Source organism: Amycolatopsis sp. NPDC006125, from assembly GCF_040614195.1.
Classification (GTDB): Bacteria; Actinomycetota; Actinomycetes; order Mycobacteriales; family Pseudonocardiaceae; genus Amycolatopsis_E; species Amycolatopsis_E tucumanensis.
Genome location: NZ_JBEXTZ010000058.1, coordinates 1 through 19,130 on the forward strand (window position 1 = coordinate 1; position 19,130 = coordinate 19,130).

The following is a 19,130-nucleotide window of genomic DNA, read 5'->3' on the forward strand; positions in this document are numbered from 1 at the left end:
GTCATCCGGAGATCACCACGCAGGGCTGCCCTGTACCGATGGCATCGGCGAATTCGCGGGCGAACTCGGCCATCTCGGCCGGGGTCAGTTCGTGCAACGTCATCGTGCAGGCCACCTGCCACGGCGCGGACAACTCCGCGATGGTCGACGCCGTGCGTGCCTCGGGCGGGCGGGCGCGCGGGGTCGCGACCGTCCGGCCGGAGGTCAGCGAGGCCGAGCTGCGCGAGCTGGACGCGGCGGGCGTGCGGGGCGTGCGGTTCAACTTCGTGCGACGGCTCGTGGACGCCGCGCCGCACGAGGCGCTGAGCACGATCGCCAGGAAGATCGCACCGCTGGGCTGGCACGTGGTGCTCTACTTCGAGGCCGCCGACCTGCCCGAGCTGGCGGGCTTCTTCGGGTCGCTGCCCGCGCCGCTCGTGGTCGACCACATGGGACGGCCCGACGTGCGAAAACCCGTGGACGGCCCGGAGTTCGGCCGGTTTCTGCGGTTCGTCGAGCGCAACGACGTGTGGGTGAAGGTGAGCTGCCCGGAGCGCCTGAGCGTGTCCGGTCCCCCGGCGCTGCACGGCGAACGCCACGCCTACACCGACGTGGTGCCCTTCGCCCGCCGCGTGGTGACCGAGTTCGAGGACCGCGTGCTGTGGGGCACGGACTGGCCGCACCCCAACCTCACCGATCACATGCCCGACGACGGCCTGCTCGTCGACTACGTCCCGCGGATCGCGGAAACCCCCGCGCTGCAACGGAAACTGCTCGTCGGCAACCCGATGCGCCTGTACTGGCCCGGCGAAACCGCCTGAGCCTCCCCCTTCCCCGGAAAGGCATGCAATGCAGCACGCCAACGCGCTGAACCGGTTGAACCGGCTGCCGATCGGCCGGTTCCACAAGATGACCCTGTTCGCGGTCGCGTTCGCCTACTTCTTCGAGTTCGCCGACATCAACAGCTTCGCGACCACCGCGCCCAAGCTGATCAAGCTGTGGGGCGTGACCGTCGACCAGGTCGCGTACGTGACCTCGCTGTCGTTCGTGGGCATGTTCTTCGGGTCGATCGTGGCGAGCACGATCGCCGACCGGTGGGGCCGCAAGAACGCGCTGCTGCTGACCACTGTGTGGTTCGGCGTGTTCTCGTTCGCGGCCGTGTTCTCCTGGGACATCGTGTCGCTGGGCGCGTTCCGCGTCCTGACCTCGGCGGGGCTGTCGGCGATGACGGTCGTCGCGGTCATCTACGTCAACGAGCTGTACCCGGCGGCGAACCGCGGCAAGTACCAGGCCTACGCGATCGTGATCGGCATCTGCGGCACGCCGGTGACCAACCTGATCGCGAGCGCCGTGGTGCCGATCAACGACTGGTCCTGGCGGCTGGTGTACCTGTGGGGCGCGCTCGGGGTGCTGCTGGTGCTGTTCACGCGGCACCTCAAGGAATCGCCGCGCTGGTACGAAAGCCGCGGCGACCACGCGAAGGCCGACGCGGTGCTGCGGGAGATCGAGGCGCAGGTCGCCGCGGAGAAGGGCCCGCTGCCGGAGCCGGCGCCGCCGGTCGAGGAGGCCCCGGTGGCCAAGGCGCCGCTGCGGTTGCTGCTGCGCAAGAAGTACCTGATGCCGACGCTGCTGCTGACCGTCCTGTGGGTGACCCAGACGATCGGGTTCTTCGGGTATTCGAGCTGGGCGCCGACGCTGCTGGCCAAGGAGGGGTTCAGCGTCGAGAAGTCGGTGTTCTACGTGGCGCTCACGACGGTCGGCGCGCCGCTCGGGTCGTACCTGGCCGCCCTGGTCACCGACCGGTTCGAGCGCAAGTGGTGCCTGGTGGTGTTCGGCACGGTCATCGCGCTGTGCGGGCTGTGCTACGGGCTGACGTTCAACCCGCTGCTGATCGTCGTGTTCGGGTTCCTGGTGAACCTGTTCGAGCGCGGCTACACCGCACTCGGGTACGCGTACTCGCCGGAGCTGTTCGACACCCGCGGCCGTTCGCTGGGCATGGGCGTGTCGTACGGCCTGGGACGGCTGTCGAACGCGGCGGGGCCGCTGATCGTGTCGTCGCTGTACACCGGCAGCGGGTACCAGGCGGTGTTCCTGTTCATCGCGGGGACGTGGATGGTGGGCGCGGTCGTGCTGGCGATCTTCGGGCCACGCACCCGGCCGGCGAAGGCCAAGTCGCGAAAGGCGGAGTCGGCCGAGGTCTGACCGGCGACGGTCAGCCGGTTGCGGCTCGCCCGCACCCACGAGCGCGACTTCCACTCACCCGTGTCTCAGGACGGCACCCACCGAACACCGCATCAGCGTGGCGGCCAAACCCCCTTCCGTTCGTGCTGCTCGGTGTGATGGCTGTCCTCATCGGACGGACCGAGCACCCGCCACACGGGACGGACGTGCTGTACGCCGCGTTCGCGGCCGCTCTCGCGGTGGGCCTGGTGGTGGGCCTCGTGGTGCGCTGGGGACGGGCCGACGGCTCCGGCGAGACGGGAACCGCGACCTTGCCGGACGGCACGCGGACCTGTTCCACGCTGCACGACCACCCGCGCGAGCTGATCGGGGAGACCGAGCACGCCGGCCCGCTCCACGTCACCCCGGCCGCTCGGGGGAAGGTCCTGGCCGGACTGCCCGGTGGCGACGAGTTCGCCCCCGTGACCCGCACGCCGTACTCCTTGTCCCGGTCCTCGCTGAAGCGGCGTCTGCGCCTGCGCACGGTCGCGTTCGCGGCCGTCGTCGCCGCGGGGGTTGCGCTCGAAGGCGCCGCGGCCGTCCTGATCGGCGGGACCCTGCCGTGGGTGCTGGCGGCGCCGGTGCTGCTCGTCATCGGCGCCACCGCCCTGTGGCGAGCCCGCGTCGCGGAGGTGGTGCGGCTGCTCGCGGCCGGGCCGTGGACCTCGATCACCGCCGCGACGATGGCCACCGACGTCGACGGCGGGCCGGTGTCCGGGTGGGCGGTGTTCCCGGACGGGCTGCGCGGTCGCTTCCACATCGAGCACTGCCCGCCGGACGTCGCGGCCGAACTCCTGCGGCGGCGGCGGTTGTGGGTCGCGGGCGAGCCGCGTCCGGGCGACGTCGCGGTGGGCCTCCCGGAGGGCGACACCTTCGCCGTCGCCTGGCTCGCCGTGAAAGACCGGCGCGCAACCCAGCCCGATCACCGGCGCTCCTGACCCCCGCACCCGGCCCGCGGCGACGGCACGCAACGCCGATCACCCGCGCTTCTGATCTCCGAACGGCTCGTCCCGCTCCCGCACCGCCGCGCGGAAACCCTCCGTCCGCGCCCGCTCCTGGAAGGCGTAACCCTCGCGCGTGTGCCGCGAGATGCCGTCGAACACGGTGCTGATCATCGCCGAGTTGTGGATGCCCTGTGTGGTCAGCGCGCTGTTCAACGCCAGTTTCACCATCATCAGCTGGTTCACCGGCAGCAGCGCGATCCTGGCCACCAGCGCCTCGGTCACCTCGTCCAGCCGGTCCGCCGGCACGGACTCCACGGCCAGCCCCCACTCGGCGGCCTGCCGCCCGGTGATCAGGTCGCCGGTGAAGAGCAGCCGCTTCGCGCGCTGGTCGCCGAGCCGGTGGGCCCACAGGCCGGTCGCGGGCACGCCCCACACGCGGGTGGGCGGGTAGCCGATCCGGGTGTCGTCGGCGGTCACGATCAGGTCGCAGTGCAGCGCGATGTCCGTGCCGCCCGCCACGCAGAACCCGTGCAGCTTCGCCACCGTCGGCTTGTTCGCGTGCAGCAGGCTGGCGTAGCCGCGGTTGAACCGGCTCATCAGCGCGTAGTCGGCCATCGGGTCCCACTGCCGGGACGGGTCGTGGTTGCGTGCCTGCGCCGCCGCGTCCAGCACGGTCCCGGCGCGGTCCTGGCCTTCCGGCGCCGCACCCTGCTCGGCGAAGATCGACAGGTCGTAGCCGCCGCAGAAACCCTTGCCCCGCCCGGAAACCAGGATCACGTGCACGCGCGGGTCGAGGTCGGCGCGTTCCACCGCGGCGGCCAGTTCGAACGGGGTGTCGGCGGTGATCGCGTTGCCCCGCTCCGGCCGGTCGAACGTGATCCGGGCGATCCGCCCGGTCACCTCGTAGGTCAGGGTCCGGTAGTCCCCGGCGTGCTGCCCGGGCTCGCCGAACAGCGGGTCCGGCCCCTCGGTCCACCCGTCCCGCCACGCCGCGGGACGCGAGCCTGCGTCATCGGTCATCACCCGACCGTAGCGTCAGCCGCGCACCGGCAGCAGCCGCACGACCTGCAGCGCCGTCGCCAGTTCGGCGACCGCCTTCGGATCGCCGAGCCCGCGGCCGGTCAGCTCCTCGACCCGCCGCAACCGGTAGCGCACGGTGTTGGCGTGGCAGTAGAGCCGCTTGCCCGCCTCCGCGGCGGACCCGGCGCAGGCGAACCACGCGTCGAGGGTGTCGACCAGCACCTTCCGGTCGGCGGGCGGCAGGTCCAGCAGCGGGCCGAACACCGTGCTCGCGACCCGCTCGGCCTCCCCGGGCGCGGCGGCGATCAGCACGGCCACCGGGGCGTCGTCCCAGGGCGCGACGTCGGCCCGCCCGGGCGGCAGGGTGCCCAGCGCCAGCCGCGCGAGCCGCAGCGCCCGCGGGGTTTCCCGCAGGTGCGGGTAGGCGGGGCTGAGCCCGATCCGCGCGGTGGCCCGGCCGCGCAGCAGGTCCGGCAGCCGCTCCCCCAGCGACGGGTACGGCAGCGCCAGCACGCCGATGTGCTCTTCGGGCGAGAGCCGCCACGCCGAACGGATCCCGCCCGCCCGCAGCCGCGGCTCGATGCCGACCAGAGAGCGTTTTCCCAGCTCCGGGTTCTCGGCGGCCACGACCACGAAGCAGCCCTCGACCGGCAGTCCCAGCGTCTGCGCGGCCTCCCACAGGGTGTCCTGGCTGCCGAGCACACCGGTGAACAGCGCCTCCACCAGCATCGACCGCTCGTGCTCGCGTTCCAGCATGATCTGCGACGCGGTGTCCCGGTAGGCGTCGGCCATCGCGTCGGTGTAGGTCCCGACCAGCCGCCACACCGTCGCCGCGAAGTCGACCAGCACCCGGTCGTCCACCTCGGACGCCCGCGCCTTGGCCACCAGCGCGTCCCACAGGTGCGCGAACCCGACGCGGTAGGCCCGCACCACCTCCGGCAACGGGGCACCCTGCTGGGCGCGCTCGCGTCCGGTGGCCCACGGCGCGGACAGGTCGGGCGCGTGCTCGCTGACGAACTGCCGCAGGATCAGCTCGGCGTTGTCCCGCACCGACTGCCGCAGCGACCCGGCGGGCACCGGATCCCCGGCCTGGTAGAGCACGACCTCGCGGCGGATGCGTTCGGAAACCGCGTCGGCGAGGTCGTCGAGCTCGCCGAGCAGCGCGGTGACCAGGGCGTCGATGCCCGAGTTGTCCGTTGGCACCCCGGCAGCTTAAATGCGCCCGCTTTGTCCCCCGCCACAAAACCCCGCGGTGGTGAGTTGTCGCCGGGGACATGGGCTGCGGTGAACGGTTCACCGAGGATTGCGCCATCCGGCGCAATCCCGGCACCGCCGCCGGGCACGCGCCGCCCACCACAGGAGAACATCGATGCCACACGCTGACAACGACGTCGGCCGCCGGGCCTTCCTGGCCAGGATCGGGGTGCTGGGCGCCGCGGTCGCCGCCGGGAGCCTGCTCCCCGGGACGGCCACGGCCGCACCGCGACCGGTCCGCGCCGCGGGCGTGACCGACGTGGTCGCCGCCCTCCGCCCGGTGCTCGCCGAACTCGCGCGCGACACCCTCAACGGCCTGGTCGTGATGACCTGCCCCGGCCCGGACGCCTACTCCCGCGCCCAGGGCACGCCACGCACCGAACCGGGCGCGCTGGAGGCCAGGGCCACCGACTTCCTGATCAAGGCCCTCGACGAGTACGTGCCGTTCCCGGACCAGCTCGCCACGCCGCTCACGCAGAGCCTCGCCACCGGGCTGTCCGGCACACCACTGCCGTCCACGCTGCTGGACCTGCCGCTCAGCGGCGTGCGGACCCTGGACGCGGCCCTGCGCACGCTGCTGGAGAACGACGACACCCTGCCGCTGTCCTCGGTGATCGCGATGCTGCTCAACCTGTTCGCCACCGAGGTGAACCCGCTCGCGCTCGGCGGCGCGTTCCTCTCCCCGTTCGCGCGGCTGTCCTACGCCGACAAGTGCCGCGTCTTCGAACAGCTCGAAGGCCCGCACGCCGGCCTCGTCGCGCTGCTCGACGCGAACCTGCCCGAGCCGCTCCGCGCCTCGGTGTCCGGCGTCCTGCGGTTCGTGGCCGGCGCGGTGCTGGAGTTCGCCGCCTACGGCAGCAGCTGCGAGTGGGCGGTGTTCGACCGGGCCACGAAGACGATCAGCGCCCGCCCGGTCGGCTGGCAGCTGTCCGGCTACCAGCCGCACGGCGTGGTGCACGGCTGGGACGACTTCCTCGGGTACTACCAGGGCCGCACGAAGGTGGAGAACGTCTGATGCGTGACGTCATCGTCATCGGCGCCGGAGCGGGCGGCTCGGTGGTCGCCAAGGAACTGGCCGGCCGCGGCCTGGACGTGCTCGTCCTCGAAGCGGGCGGGTACGCCGACCCGGAGACCGACTGGACCCACTACGAGAACGACGCGAACAACCCGCTCACCGGCTTCATGCGGTTCGGGCCGGCGGACCGCACCCGGCCGGCGTGGTTCCGCGAGACCCCGCAGAACTCGCTGCTGTGGCAGCTGGCCGGGGTCGGCGGCACCACGCAGCACTACTTCGGCAACTCGCCGCGCGCCTACCCGGGCGTGTTCGCCGGCTACGACGGGAGCGACGCGGCCGCCTACGACACCGCGCACCTGTTCCCGTTCACCTACGCGGACCTGGTGCCCTACTACGAATGGGTGGAGGCCACCCTGCCGGTGCACACCGCGGCGATGGGCACCAAGGAGTCGGTGTTCTTCCGCGGCTGCGAGAAGCTCGGCATGGCGCTGCAGACCACGAAGACCACGACCGGCGACTCCTACCGGCCGCAGGAGAACGCGATCCTGCCGCCCGGCGGCACCGCGGGCCGGTTCAGCGGGCACGACGACCCGCGCGTGCAGTGGCCGCTGGCCACCGGCTGCACCTTCTGCGGCTACTGCTTCCAGGGCTGCAAACACCCGGCGGGCGCGCCGCGCACCATGGCGGCCAAGCGGTCCGCGGACAACTCCTACATGCCGATGGCGCTGACCGCCGACGCGTGGTCGCCGCACGGCAAGCCGGTCTCGCTGGTCACCGACGCGTTCGTCACGCGCATCCGGTCCGAGCCGCGCGGCGGCGAGACGGTCGCGACCGGCGTGTCGTGGCGCTCGGTCACCACGGGCGAGGAGCACACCGAGGACGCCCGGGTGGTGGTGCTGTCCGCTGGCTGCACCGAGAACCCGCGGCTGTGGTTCAACAGCGGGCTGCCCAACCCCAACGACTGGGTCGGCCGCGGCTACACCGACCACTACTTCGACTGGGTGATCGGCCTGTTCGACGACTACACCGGGTCGACCAAGGGCGCGGCGTCGGCGGCGCGGGCGGACTTCCCCGGCCGCGGCGGCATCATGAACGTCGGGCTGCCGCCGGCGATCCAGCAGTTCGCGCTCACCTTCTCCGACAGCGGGATCCGCGGGCAGTACGGCAACGGGCGCGGCTTCACCGGCCCGTGGGACGGCCCCACCGGGCGGCTGATGGGCGAGGAGCTCAAGGAGGTGCTGACCCACGGCGCGGACCGGTTGTTCAACATCCTGGTGATGACCGACGACGACGTCGAGCCGCACAACCGGGCGACGCTGTCGGCGCTGCCCGCGGACGAGCACGGGCCGGTGGCGAAGGTCGAGGTGCGGCAGCGGGCGCGCTCGGCGCGCACGGTGGCGAACCGGGAGTTCCTGGCGCGCAAGGCGGTCGAGGTGGTCCGCGCGGCCGGGGCGCGGAAGGTGTTCCGGATCGACTGGCCGCCGCTGATCCTGCACGTCCACTCGTCGATGCGGATGGGACTGTCCGAACGCGACTCGGTGCTGGACGACGCGGCCGAGGCCCGCTGGGTGCGGCGCCTGTTCGTCGCCGACAACTCCGCGCTGGCCAACGCGCTGGGCGGCCCCAACCCGACGCTGACCAGCCAGGCCGTGGCGACCCGCACGGCGGAGCAGATCGTGCGGCGCTACTTCGGCGGCGACGGCTGGGTGCGCGCGGAGTCGCCCGTGGTGTCCACGGACGCCCGCGTCACCCGGCGATTCGCGCAGGTGGCCGCGGCCTGAGCGCGGCGGCTGCCGGGGAGCAGGGGCCCCGGCGGCCGCCCACACCCGGCACCGCCCCACGCGCGGGATCCGGAGGACCCGGCACCGGGCGCCGCGACCCGCAGCCCGGGCCGCCCCGCCGGACGCACCACCCGCGACACCACAGCACCCGCACCACCGGCGGCCCACCACCCCACCGCCACCCGGCCGGGCGACACAACACCAAACCCCGACCCCGCCGCCCGCCGCATGTCGAGAACCCGGCGGCCGCTCCGACCTGTCCGTGGAAACCACCGCGGACCGGAAGGACCTGGCATGACCCACGCGATCCCGGCGAGGGCCGGGCGGCGGGAGTGGCTCGCGCTCGCCGTGCTCGCCCTGCCCACCCTGCTCGTCTCCATCGACGTCTACGTCCTGCTGCTCGCCCTGCCGCACCTGGCCGCCGACCTGGGCGCGAGCAGCGTCGAGCAGCTGTGGATCACCGACGTCTACGGCTTCCTCATGGCCGGGTTCCTCATCACGATGGGCACGCTCGGCGACCGGATCGGCCGACGGAAGCTGCTGCTCGTCGGCGCGGCCGCGTTCGGGGCCGCCTCGGTCGCCGCCGCCTTCGCGTCCACCCCCTTGATGCTGATCGCGGCGCGCGCGGTCCTCGGGGTGGCCGGGGCTGTCCTCGCGCCGTCCACGATGTCGCTCATCCGCACCCTCTTCCGCGACCCGCGGCAGATGGGGCTGGCGATCGGGCTGTGGGGCCTGTGCTTCTCGGCCGGGGCGGTGATCGGCCCGGTGGCGGGCGGCGCCCTGCTCGCGCACTTCTGGTGGGGCTCGGTGTTCCTGCTCGGCGTGCCCGCGATGGCGCTGCTGCTGGTCGCGGGCCCGGTCCTGCTGCCCGAGTACCGCGACCCGGACGCCGGCAAGCCGGACCTGGTCAGCGTCGCGTTGTCGCTGGCCGCGGTGATCCCGGCAATCCACGGGCTCAAGGAACTGGCCCAGGACGGCTGGCGGCCACTGCCGCTGGCGAGCCTGGCCGCCGGAATCTGCTTCGCCGTCCTGTTCGCCCGCAGGCAGCGCCGCCTGGAACACCCGCTGCTGGACCTGCGGCTGTTCGCGAACCGGTCGTTCAGCACGGCGCTGGGCGCGATGATGTCCGGCACGCTGCTGATCGGCGCGCTGATGCTGTTCATCACCCAGGACCTGCAACTGGTCGAAGGACTCTCCCCGCTCGGCGCGGCGCTGTGGATGATGCCCGCGATCGCCGCGAACACCGTGTCGTTCGTCGTGTCGCCGGTCCTCGCCCGCCGGTTCCGGCCCGCGTACCTGATCGGCGGCGGGCTGGTGATCTCGGTATGCGGGCTGGTCGTGCTCACCCGGACCGGCGCCGCGTCCGGGCCGGGCGCCGTGGCGACCGGGTTCGCGCTGATCTTCCTCGGCTCCGGCCCCCTGGTCACCCTGAGCACCGGCCTGATCATGGGCTCCGCGCCGGCCGAGAAGGCCGGCTCCGCCGCCGCCCTCAACGAGACCAGCGGCCAGTTCGGGTTCGCGTTCGGGCTCGCCGCGCTCGGCAGCATCGGCGCCGCGGTCTACACCAGCCGCTTCACCCCGCCGGAGGCCGTCCCCGCCGGGGCCGCCGACGCCGCGCGGGAAAGCCTCGCCGACGCGGTCACCGCCGCCCGCGACCTGCCCCCGGACCTGGCCGCGGCGCTGCTCGCCCCGGCGCGCGAGGCGTTCACCGGCGGGCTGCACCTGGTCGCCGCGATCAGCGCCGCCGCGCTCGCCGTGGTGGCCGCGCTGATCGTCCGCCTGCTGCGCCACGTTCCGCCGACCGGCGCAGCGGAGTCCGTTGTGGACACCCGGACGGACCTTGACGCTCCGCGCGGGTGAGCACTACCGTTTCCGCACCCGTCAACTGAACACCGAGGTGAGCCCGTGGACTCCGACAGCACCCGGCTGCACCAGCTCGGCTACGCCCAGGAACTCAGGCGGACGATGTCGGGGTTCTCCAACTTCGCCGTGTCCTTCACCATCATCTCGATCCTGTCCGGCTGCCTGACGCTCTACGGGTTCGGCCTGGACACCGGCGGGCCGGCCGCGATGATCTGGGGCTGGCCGCTGATCGGGGTGTTCGTGGTGCTCGTCGGCCTCGGCATGGCGGAGGTGTGCTCCAGCTACCCCACCGCGGGCGGGCTCTACTACTGGGCGGCGAAGCTCGCGCCGCGGCGCTCGGCCGCGGCCTGGTCGTGGTTCACCGGGTGGTTCAACCTCATCGGCCAGGTGGCGGTGACCGCCGGCATCGACTTCGGCGCCGCGTTGTTCCTCAACGCGTTCCTGGACCTGCAGTTCGGGTTCGCCGCGACACCGGGGCACACGATCCTGCTGCTGGCGATCATCCTGGCGGTGCACGGGCTGCTGAACACCTTCGGCGTGCGGCTGGTGGCCGTGCTGAACAACGTCAGCGTGTGGTGGCACCTGGCCGGCGTCCTGGTGATCGTCGGGGTGCTGGTGTTCGTGCCCGAGAAGCACCAGTCCGCGTCGTTCGTGTTCGGCCACTTCGTGAACAACACCGGCTGGGGTTTCGCGCCGTACGTGTTCGCGCTCGGGCTGCTGGTCGCGCAGTACACGCTCACCGGCTACGACGCCTCGGCGCACATGACGGAGGAGACGAAGAACGCGGCGACGGCCGGACCGCGCGGGATCGTCAACTCGATCCTGGTGTCGCTCGTCGCGGGCTGGATCCTGTTGCTGGGCCTCACCTTCGCGATCCAGGACTACGACGGCGCGGTCAACTCGCCGACCGGGGTGCCGCCCGCGCAGATCTTCCTCGACGCCGCGGGCGCGACCACCGGCAAGTTCCTGCTGCTGATCGCGATCGGCGCTCAGCTGTTCTGCGGGATGGCGTCGGTGACGGCCAACTCGCGGATGATCTACGCGTTCGCCCGGGACGGCGCGATCCCGGGTTCGGGGGTGTGGCACCGCATCAACAAGCGCACCCGCACCCCGACGAACTCGGTGTGGCTGGCCGCGGCCGGCGCGCTGGTCCTCGCGCTGCCCTACCTGTGGAGCGCCACCGCCTACGCCGCGGTGACCTCGATCGCCACCGTCGGGCTGTACGTCGCCTACGTCATCCCGGTGTTCCTGCGGGTGCGCAAGGGCGCGGAGTTCGAGCGCGGACCGTGGCACCTGGGGCGGTGGGGCCGCCCGGTCGGCGTCGTCGCGACCGCGTGGGTCGCGGTCATCTTCGTGTTGTTCATGCTGCCGCAGGCGTACCCGGTCACGGTCGGCACGTTCAACTACACGCCGATCGCGTTCCTCGTCGTGCTCGGCGGCGCGGCGGTGTGGTGGTTCGCCTCGGCGCGCAAGTGGTTCACCGGCCCGAAGGTGCAGGGCACGCCCGCCGAACTGGCGGCCGTCGAAGAGGATCTACGGGCGGTGTGACGATGCGATACGGGTTCGTGGGCGCGGGCGAGATCACCGCCGCGATCGTGGAGGGCCTGAGCACGGGCGACGATCCGCCGGAGGTGTTCCTGTCACCGCGCGGGCGCGCCGTGTCGGCCGCGCTCGCTGAGCGGTTCCCGAACGTGCGGGTGTGCGCGAGCAACCAGGAGGTGCTGGACCACGCGCCGGTGGTGGTGCTCGGGGTGCCCGCCCCGGTCGCCCGGGAAGTGCTGGTGGAGCTGGCGTTCCGGCCGGAGCACGTGCTGGTCAGCGCGACGTCCGGGGTGCCGGTGGAGCGGCTGCGCGCGTGGTCGGCGCCGGCCGGCGAGGTGGTCCGGTCCATTCCGCTCCCCCAGGCCACGCGGCGCCGCAGCCTGACCGTGGTGTACCCGGAGAACGCGGCGGCGCGCGAGCTGTTCACGCGCGTGGGCAGTGTGCTGGTGCCCGGCGACGAGGCGGCGCTGGAGACGTTCCTCGGCGCGACCGCGACGTTCGCCGCGCACCTGGACTACCTGGCGACCGTCGTGGACTGGATGGCGGAGCAGGGCGTCGACCAAGACGCCGCGAACGCCTTCGTGACGCACGTCTTCGGCGAGCTGGGCCGCTCGCTGCTGGAACGGCCGGACTCCCTGACCGTGATGGCCGGCAGGCACACCACGCCGGGCGGCCTGAACGAGCAGTTCCGCGACGACCTGCGCGGCGACGGCATGCCGGACGCGGTGCGGCGCGCACTCGACCGGATCCTCGCCCGCGTGCGGAAGTGACCGCCGGTTTTGACCGGTGCACCCGGCGCGGGCAAGATCGTCACCAGGCCGAGTGGTGACGAGGGGGAAGCGTGTCCGGCATCCACGACATCGAGGTGGTCGTCTTCGACGTGCTCGGCACGCTGGTCGACGAACCGTCCGGCCTCCGCGCGGCGATCCGCGAGGCGGTCCCGGCGGCCGGGGACGAACTCCTCGCCGTGTGGCAGGAGCACATCGAGACCGAGCAGGCACGCATCGGGCGGGGTGAACGCGACTACGCGGACTCCGAGGTCCTCGACGCCGAGGCCGCACAGCTGGTGGCCGGCCGCGCGGGGATCACCGATCCGGCGGTGATCGCCCGGCTGGCCACTGCCGGACAGCGGCACCCCGCGTGGCCCGACTCCGTCGCCGGTCTCGACCAGGTGTCCCGGCGGTTCCCCGTGCTCGCCCTGTCCAACGCCGGCCACGCCGCGCTGCTGCGGCTCAACGCGCACGCCGGGTTGCGCTGGCACCAGGCCCTGTCCAGTGCCGACGTGCGGGCATACAAGCCGGCGCCGGAGATCTACCGGCACGCCATCGATGTCGCCGGTTGCGCGCCGGACCGGGTCCTCATGGTCGCCGCCCACGCCTGGGACCTGCGCGGCGCCCAGGCGGTGGGCATGCGGACCGCCTACGTGCACCGCCCGGTCGGCGACCCGCCCGCGGAGTCCGACTCGTTCGACCTGCGGGTGGACGGGCTGGACGGCCTGGTGACCGCGCTCAGCAGGCCGCCTGCTTGACCAGCAGCGCGATCCGCTCCCCGACCTCGGGGACGGTTCGGTCAGGCGAAGTTCATCGCGCCAGGTGCGGGGCGCTCGCCGCCACCACCGAGTGCAGGAGGCCGGTCGGCACCCGGTCGGACTCGGGCATCGCGGCGTTCTTCGCCAGCACGTCGCGCTCGGCCTCCGCAGCCTTGTCCGCGACACGCTTGCGGCGCGCCTTCTTCAGTCCTCTGGTTCGCAGGTGTGCGGGTGGTTCGTGCAGGCACATCAGGACAGCGCCGCGGACGTGGTGGCTTCCCAGGCGAACCCGTCCGGGTCGGTGAACGAGCCGCCGTCACCGCCAATCGCGATGCGGTGCGCGCCGCTGCCCTCCGGGGGCACCCCGGCGTCCTTGGCCAGCGCGCGGCGGCGGTACAGGCCCAGCTTGATCGGGCCCTCCCCGGCGGCGAACTCGACGTACATGCGGGCGAAGCTCTTGGCGACGGTGAAGCCGTGGCCGGTGTAGAACTTGCGGCTCGCGGCCACGTCGGACGCGCCCAGCAGCAGCACGATGTTCTGCACCTCGCGGGACGGCGGGCGGGTGTCCTTCTTCGCCGGGGTGGCGACCTTCCAGATCGTGCCGTCCGGGGCCTGGACGACGCCGCCGCAGCCCCACATGTTCTTGGCGACCGGCTTGAGCACGGTGGCGCCGGCGTCCACTGCGGACTGGAACAGCAGCTCGACGTCGGCGGGCTGGGACACGATGGGCGAGAGGGTGAAGCCGCGGAAGCCGGTGGTCTGCTCCTGGGCCGCCCGCAGGCGGAGCCGGGAGCCGAGCCCGAAGGCGGCGGTGTAGAAGCGCTCGGCGGCCGCGATGTCGGCCACTTCCAGGGTGATGGTGTTGATCGAGGTCATGTCAGGAACGTTATTCGCGGCGCCCTGACCTGCGCTTCTTGATTCCTGACCGGTTCTACGGCGGGTCGCCGACGACCTCCCGCAACTGGTGCCGCCCGCTCACGCCGAGCTTCGGGTAGGCGTTGTGCAGGTGCGAGCCCACGGTGCGCGGTGACAGGAACAGCTGCTCGGCGATCTCGCGGTTGCGCAGGCCACGCGCCGCCAACAGCACCACCTCGCGCTGCTGCGCCGTCAGCCCGGCCAGCGGGTCGGCGCCCGGAGCCGGGGCCGCGCCGCCGCCACTGGCGCGCAGTTCCAGGCGGGCGCGGTCGGCCAGGCCGGCGGCGCCCAGCTGGGCGAACGTGTCGTGCGCGGCGGACAGCAGGCCCCGCGCGTCGAGCGGGCGGCGCTGCCGGCGCAGCCACTGCGCGTAGTGCAGGCGCGCCCGGGCCCGCTCCAGCGGCCACTGCTCCCCCGCCGGGTCCACGATGGCCAGCCGGTAGGACCGTTCGATGCCGGCCTGCGCGGCGGTGTCGTCGAGTTCGGCGACGAGCGCGGCGGCGTGGTGCAGCTGCAGCCGCATCCGCGTGGTGGGCTGTTCCGGTTGCGTGGCGCGCACGGCGTTCAGCACCGCGGCCGCCTCACCGAAGTCCGCACGGGCGGCTCGGGCGGCGGCGGCGAAGTCCACAACGGACCGTGGGGACAGGAAGTAGTGCAGGGGCGTGCCGTCCACTCCGTAGAGCGCGCGCAGATGCCGGTAGGCGGTTTCGTGGTCGCCCGCCGCCGCGGCCGCCAGGCTCGTCGCCCGCAGCAAGCGGACGTGGGTGGCGCGGTTCTCGTCGAGGTCCACCGCGGACCACGCCTCCGGGCCGACGGCGGCCGTCTCGCCGCGCAGCGCCGCCAGCTCGCCCCGCAGCGCGGCGACGTCGGCGCCCAGGTAGCGGAAGCGGTGCACCACGGCGAGTTCGGCCGCCTCGTCGAGCAGCCGCGTGGCGTCGGCCCACCGGCCGGTGTCGATCATCGCCGAGGCCAGCGCCGGGATGCACATGACGACCATGCCGAGCGCGCCGTGTGCCCGGGCCCGCCGGAACGCCTCGATCGCCAGGTCCGGCTCGTCGGCGAACCACGCGGTGGAGCACAGGCACAGCAGGCGGGCCACGTCGGCGGGGCCGTCGACGCGCCGGTTCACCGCGGATCCGGTGTCCCGCACCAGCCGCACCGCGTGCGCGTCCGGATCCGCCTGGGCCAGCACGTTTTCCAGCATCGCGGGCCGCACCGGCGCCGGGACCAGGCCCGCGGGATCGCCGGGGTCGTCCTGGTCGAGCCGCGCGACCAGCGTCTCCAACGGCGCGCGGTGCCCGGGCAGGCCGGACTGGATGCGGACCGCGGCGAGCACGCCGGTCAGCGCGAGCGCGGTGCTGCCGTCACGGGGGCGGTGGTCCTCCAGCGACCGCCGCAGCAGCTCGAACGCCTCCCGCTGGTGCCCGGACAGCGACAGGCCGTGCCCCGCTCCGGCGGCCGCCACGCCCAGCACGTCGGGGTCGGTGGTGAGCCGGGTGACCTGCGCGTAGAGGTCCCGGATCCACGCCGGGTCGCCGAACTCGTCGGCGGCGGTGATGGCGCGGGCGTAGCGCCGCGCCCGCTTCCCCGGATCGGGAGTGCATTCGGCGGCGCGCTCCAGTGCGCGGGCCGTGGCGTAGAGGCCGCCGCGCAGCTGCGCCAGCGCCGCGGTTTCCTCCAAAGCGGCGGCGACGGACTCGTCCGGGGCGACCGCCGCCTCGGCGAGGTGCCAGGCCCGGCGGGCCGGGTCGGCCTCCAGCGCCGTGGCGAGGTCCCGGTGTGCCCGGGACCGCATCTCGGCCGACGCCCCGTCGTAGGCGGCGGCGCGCACCAGCGGATGCCGGAACACGACGCGGCCGCGGCCGACGGTGATCAGCCCGTCCCGTTCGGCGGGCGCCCAGCCGGAGAGGTCGTCGCCCGCGCCCGCGGCGGCCATCGTCGTGGCGAGGTCCTCGTGCTCGGCCGCGGCGGCGTAGACGAGCAGGCGGCGGGTCCCGGCGGGCAGGGCGCTCAGCCGGTCGGCGAACATCTCCTGCAGGCGCGCGCCCCGCGGCAGGTCCCGGCCGTCGGCGACCGCGCGGGCCAGCTCGACCAGCGCGAGCGGGTTGCCGGCCGCCCGCTGGAGCACCTCGATCCGGGCGCGGCCGGACGGGGCGCCCGGCAGGCTGTCCAGCAGGCGGGCCGCGGCGGACTCGGTCAGCGGGCCGAGCGTGAGCACGGGCACGGTCGCGTCGACGCGCGCGGGCGGCACGGCGGCGCGGGCGGCCAGCAGCACGGCCATCCGCTCGGTGGTCAGCCGCCGCAGCACGAAGGTCAGCACGTCGCAGCTGTCGCGGTCGGCCAGCTGCACGTCGTCCACCGTGACCAGCACCGGCCCGCGGCCGGCCACCTCGCCGAGGAGGGCGAGCACCCCCAGCCGCAGCGCGGTCGGGTCGGGTGCGGACTCGGCGATCCCGCACGCGGCGGCGACCGCCTCCGCGAGATGTTGCGGGAGCGCGGCGAGTTCGGGCAGGAGGGGGCGAAGCAGTTGGTGCAGTACGGCGAAGGACAGCTCGGCTTCGGCCGGGCAGCCCTGCGCGGCGAGGACGGTGTAGCCGTCGACGGTGGCGCGCGCGGTCGCCAGTGTGAGCAGGCTCGTCTTGCCCGCACCGGCTTCGCCGAGCAGCAGCAGGCTGCGTGGCCCGGTCCGGGCCGCGGCGACGGCGGCGGTGACCGCCCGGACTTCCTCGTCCCGCCCGATGAGGTCCATGGGTGTGCTCCCGGGTGGTCAGAGGCGATGGCCCGGTCAGTCTCGCCGATGGGATCGGGCGAAGGGAACCGAACGTGACGTTGTCGATGGCCGCCGCGGCGATCACGCTTGTAGGATCCCGGTCAGAGGTGAGGCCGATGGGATCGCAGCAGCCGGGCGCGGAGCCGCCCGAGCCCCCGCCGGTGCTCGATCCGGCGGTGGAACGCCTGGTCCGCGCCTCGGCGGGCCCGCCGCACCTCCAGGAGCTGGGCCCCGAGGACGGCCGGACCGCCCTGCTGGAATCCCAGGGCTACGCGATCGAGGACGAGCAGGTGCCCGCCCGGTTCGCGGTGGCGCCGGTCGGTCCGTCCGGTTTGGTCGGTTTCTACGACGTCCGCCCGGCCGGTCCCGCCACCGCGCGGCCCGCGGTGCTGTACGTCCACGGTGGACGGTTCATGGTGGGCGACGCCCGCACGCACTCCCGGCTGGTGCGCGATCTCGCCCTGGCCTCCGGTGCGGCGTTCCTGGTGCCGGAGTACACCCGCACCCCGGAGGCGCGGTACCCGGTCGCGGTCGAGGAGTGCTACGCGCTGCTCACCTGGGCCGTCGAGCACGCCGCCGACCTCGGCCTTGACCCGACGCGCATCGCCGTGGCCGGTGACTGCGCCGGCGCCACGATCGCGACCGCGCTGACGATGATGGCCAAGCGGCGTGGCGGTCCCCGGCTGCGCGCGCAGCTGCTCTACTACCCGCTCACCGACGCGCGGTGCGACACGCCGTCGCACCGCCGCTTCGCCGAGGGGTACCTGCTGACCAGCCGGCAGGCGCGGTGGTGCTGGGAGCAGTACGCCGAGCGGCCGGCCGACCTGGCCGAGCCGATGGCGGTCCCGATGCGCGCGTCGCTGGCGGACCTGGCCGGGCTGCCGCCCGCGCTGCTCGTCTCCGCGGAGGCGGACGTGGTGCGCGACGAGGGCGAACGCTACGCCGAGCGGCTGCGGGAAGCCGGAGTGCGCGTCACCGCGACGCGTTATCCGGGCACCACCCACGACTTCGCGTCGCTGCGCCCGCTGGAGTCGATCCCGGCCACCCGCGCCGCGGTGGCGCAAGGCGGGGAGTTCCTGCGCGGCGAGCTGGTTTAGCTGTTGTGGCTCGGATCCGCCCACGCCCAGCCCCGGACCTCCAACACCCACCGCCCGGCAGCCGTGCCCGCAAGGGGCCAGCACCACAACACTGAACGCGCACACTCCGCCCTCGCGGGCCACCCACCCATCACCCGCGTCAAGCGGCGCGCTCCGGCCGACTGGTCTCGCGCACTTGCGTCGATCGACCGATGCGCGGCGGCGGGCACGCGTGACACTGTCGGCCGCATGACGGAGAACCCGACCAGCAGACCGGTCCTCGAGCCCGCCGCACAGGAGTTCGTCGAGGCCACCAGCAAGCCGCCGTTCCTCTACCAGCTCGGCCCGGCCGAGGGCCGCAAGACCGTGGACGCGGTGCAGGCCGGCGAGGGCGTAGCCCGCCCCGACGCCGACATCACCGACCTCACCGTGCCCGGCGGCCCGTCCGGCGAGGTGCAGGTGCGCATCGTCAAACCGGCCGGGGCCACCGGAACCCTGCCGGTGATCCTCTACACGCACGGCGCCGGCTGGGTGTTCGGCAACGCCCACACCCACGACCGCCTGATCCGCGAGCTGGCCGTCCGCGCGAACGCCGCCGTGGTGTTCACCGAGTACAGCCGGTCCCCCGAGGCGCGCTACCCGATCGCGATCGAGGAGATCTACGCGGCGCTGCAGTGGATCGCGGCCTCCGGCGCGGAGCAGGGCCTGGACCCCGCGCGCATCGCCGTCGCGGGCGACTCCGTGGGCGGCAACATGTCCGCGGCGATCACGCTGATGGCCAAGCAGCGGCGCGGTCCGGCGCTGGCCGCGCAGGTCCTGTTCTACCCGGTCACCGACGCCTCGTTCGACACGCCGTCCTACCACCAGTTCGCCGAGGGCTACTTCCTCGCGCGCGAGGGCATGTTCTGGTTCTGGGACCAGTACACCACCGACCCGGCGCAGCGCGCCGAGATCACCGCCTCGCCGCTGCGCGCGACCCTGGACGACCTGGCCGGGCTCCCGCCCGCGCTGGTGATCGTCGCCGAGGCCGACGTGCTCCGCGACGAAGGCGAGGCGTATGCGAACAAGCTGCGCGCCGCCGGGGTTCCGGTGACCGCGGTCCGGTACCAGGGCATCATCCACGACTTCGTCATGCTCGACGCCCTGCGCGACACCAACGCCGCCCGCGCCGCGACCCGGCAGGCCGGCGACTTCCTGCGCGACGCGCTGCACCCGTGACCGCG

Annotated in this window: 16 protein-coding genes; 11 read left to right on the forward strand and 5 right to left on the reverse strand. The window is 73.5% G+C overall.

The features are described 5' to 3' along the window. The 3 genes from ABZ193_RS26580 to ABZ193_RS26590 form a co-directional block, all read left to right on the forward strand. Positions 1-800 (forward strand): amidohydrolase family protein (locus ABZ193_RS26580; RefSeq protein WP_354711881.1); only part of this gene is annotated, 800 nt, incomplete at its 5' end. A 28-nt stretch (positions 801-828) separates the two neighbouring features. Continuing rightward, positions 829-2,181, forward strand: coding sequence for an MFS transporter (locus ABZ193_RS26585; protein WP_354711882.1), 1,353 nt, complete (start codon positions 829-831; stop codon positions 2,179-2,181). A gap of 137 nt (positions 2,182-2,318) precedes the next feature. Continuing rightward, on the forward strand, positions 2,319-3,137 hold the full coding sequence (locus tag ABZ193_RS26590; protein ID WP_354711883.1) for a hypothetical protein: 819 nt from the start codon (positions 2,319-2,321) through the stop codon (positions 3,135-3,137). A gap of 39 nt (positions 3,138-3,176) precedes the next feature. On the opposite strand, the gene ABZ193_RS26595 is transcribed toward ABZ193_RS26590, so the two are convergent. Then, entirely contained in the window at positions 3,177-4,163 is a 987-nt protein-coding gene (locus ABZ193_RS26595; RefSeq protein ID WP_354711884.1) for a crotonase/enoyl-CoA hydratase family protein, read from the reverse strand. A gap of 15 nt (positions 4,164-4,178) precedes the next feature. After that, on the reverse strand, positions 4,179-5,366 hold the full coding sequence (locus tag ABZ193_RS26600; RefSeq protein WP_237335040.1) for a helix-turn-helix domain-containing protein: 1,188 nt from the start codon (positions 5,364-5,366) through the stop codon (positions 4,179-4,181). Between the two features lie 166 nt (positions 5,367-5,532). Here ABZ193_RS26600 and ABZ193_RS26605 point away from each other — a divergent pair, with 166 nt between their 5' ends. From ABZ193_RS26605 to ABZ193_RS26630, 6 genes are all read left to right on the forward strand, one after another. Further along, the gene (locus tag ABZ193_RS26605; RefSeq protein WP_354711885.1) at positions 5,533-6,432 is read left to right on the forward strand and encodes a hypothetical protein; all 900 of its coding nucleotides are present in this window, start codon (positions 5,533-5,535) and stop codon (positions 6,430-6,432) included. Then, positions 6,432-8,213, forward strand: a complete 1,782-nt coding sequence (locus ABZ193_RS26610; protein ID WP_354711886.1) for a GMC family oxidoreductase — start codon at positions 6,432-6,434, stop codon at positions 8,211-8,213. Before ABZ193_RS26605 ends, ABZ193_RS26610 begins: the two co-directional genes overlap by 1 nt. Before the next feature lie 294 nt (positions 8,214-8,507). After that, complete coding sequence (locus ABZ193_RS26615; protein WP_354711887.1) at positions 8,508-10,073, forward strand: MFS transporter; 1,566 nt, start codon at positions 8,508-8,510, stop codon at positions 10,071-10,073. A gap of 45 nt (positions 10,074-10,118) precedes the next feature. Continuing rightward, entirely contained in the window at positions 10,119-11,624 is a 1,506-nt protein-coding gene (locus tag ABZ193_RS26620) for an amino acid permease (protein WP_354711889.1), read from the forward strand. 2 nt (positions 11,625-11,626) lie between these two features. Beyond that, the gene (locus tag ABZ193_RS26625; protein WP_354711919.1) at positions 11,627-12,388 is read left to right on the forward strand and encodes an NAD(P)-binding domain-containing protein; all 762 of its coding nucleotides are present in this window, start codon (positions 11,627-11,629) and stop codon (positions 12,386-12,388) included. A 71-nt stretch (positions 12,389-12,459) separates the two neighbouring features. Then, a complete protein-coding gene (locus tag ABZ193_RS26630; protein WP_354711890.1) occupies positions 12,460-13,146 on the forward strand; it encodes a haloacid dehalogenase type II in 687 nt (228 codons plus the stop codon). Between the two features lie 52 nt (positions 13,147-13,198). On the opposite strand, the gene ABZ193_RS26635 is transcribed toward ABZ193_RS26630, so the two are convergent. From ABZ193_RS26635 to ABZ193_RS26645, 3 genes are read right to left on the reverse strand one after another with little or no spacing between them, the layout of a single operon-like run. Beyond that, positions 13,199-13,396, reverse strand: a complete 198-nt coding sequence (locus ABZ193_RS26635) for a hypothetical protein (RefSeq protein ID WP_354711891.1) — start codon at positions 13,394-13,396, stop codon at positions 13,199-13,201. Next, positions 13,396-14,022, reverse strand: a complete 627-nt coding sequence (locus ABZ193_RS26640) for a glyoxalase (RefSeq protein WP_354711893.1) — start codon at positions 14,020-14,022, stop codon at positions 13,396-13,398. The genes ABZ193_RS26635 and ABZ193_RS26640 overlap by 1 nt, the downstream gene beginning before the upstream one ends. A 55-nt stretch (positions 14,023-14,077) precedes the next feature. Continuing rightward, the gene (locus ABZ193_RS26645; RefSeq protein WP_354711894.1) at positions 14,078-16,810 is read right to left on the reverse strand and encodes an AAA family ATPase; all 2,733 of its coding nucleotides are present in this window, start codon (positions 16,808-16,810) and stop codon (positions 14,078-14,080) included. Positions 16,811-16,947: 137 nt separating this feature from the next. Here ABZ193_RS26645 and ABZ193_RS26650 point away from each other — a divergent pair, with 137 nt between their 5' ends. Beyond that, positions 16,948-17,928 (forward strand): alpha/beta hydrolase, encoded by a 981-nt coding sequence (locus ABZ193_RS26650; RefSeq protein WP_354711895.1) that lies wholly within the window; start codon positions 16,948-16,950, stop codon positions 17,926-17,928. Positions 17,929-18,156: 228 nt separating this feature from the next. Further along, entirely contained in the window at positions 18,157-19,125 is a 969-nt protein-coding gene (locus tag ABZ193_RS26655; protein ID WP_354711897.1) for an alpha/beta hydrolase, read from the forward strand. The last annotated feature ends 5 nt before the right edge of the window (positions 19,126-19,130 follow it).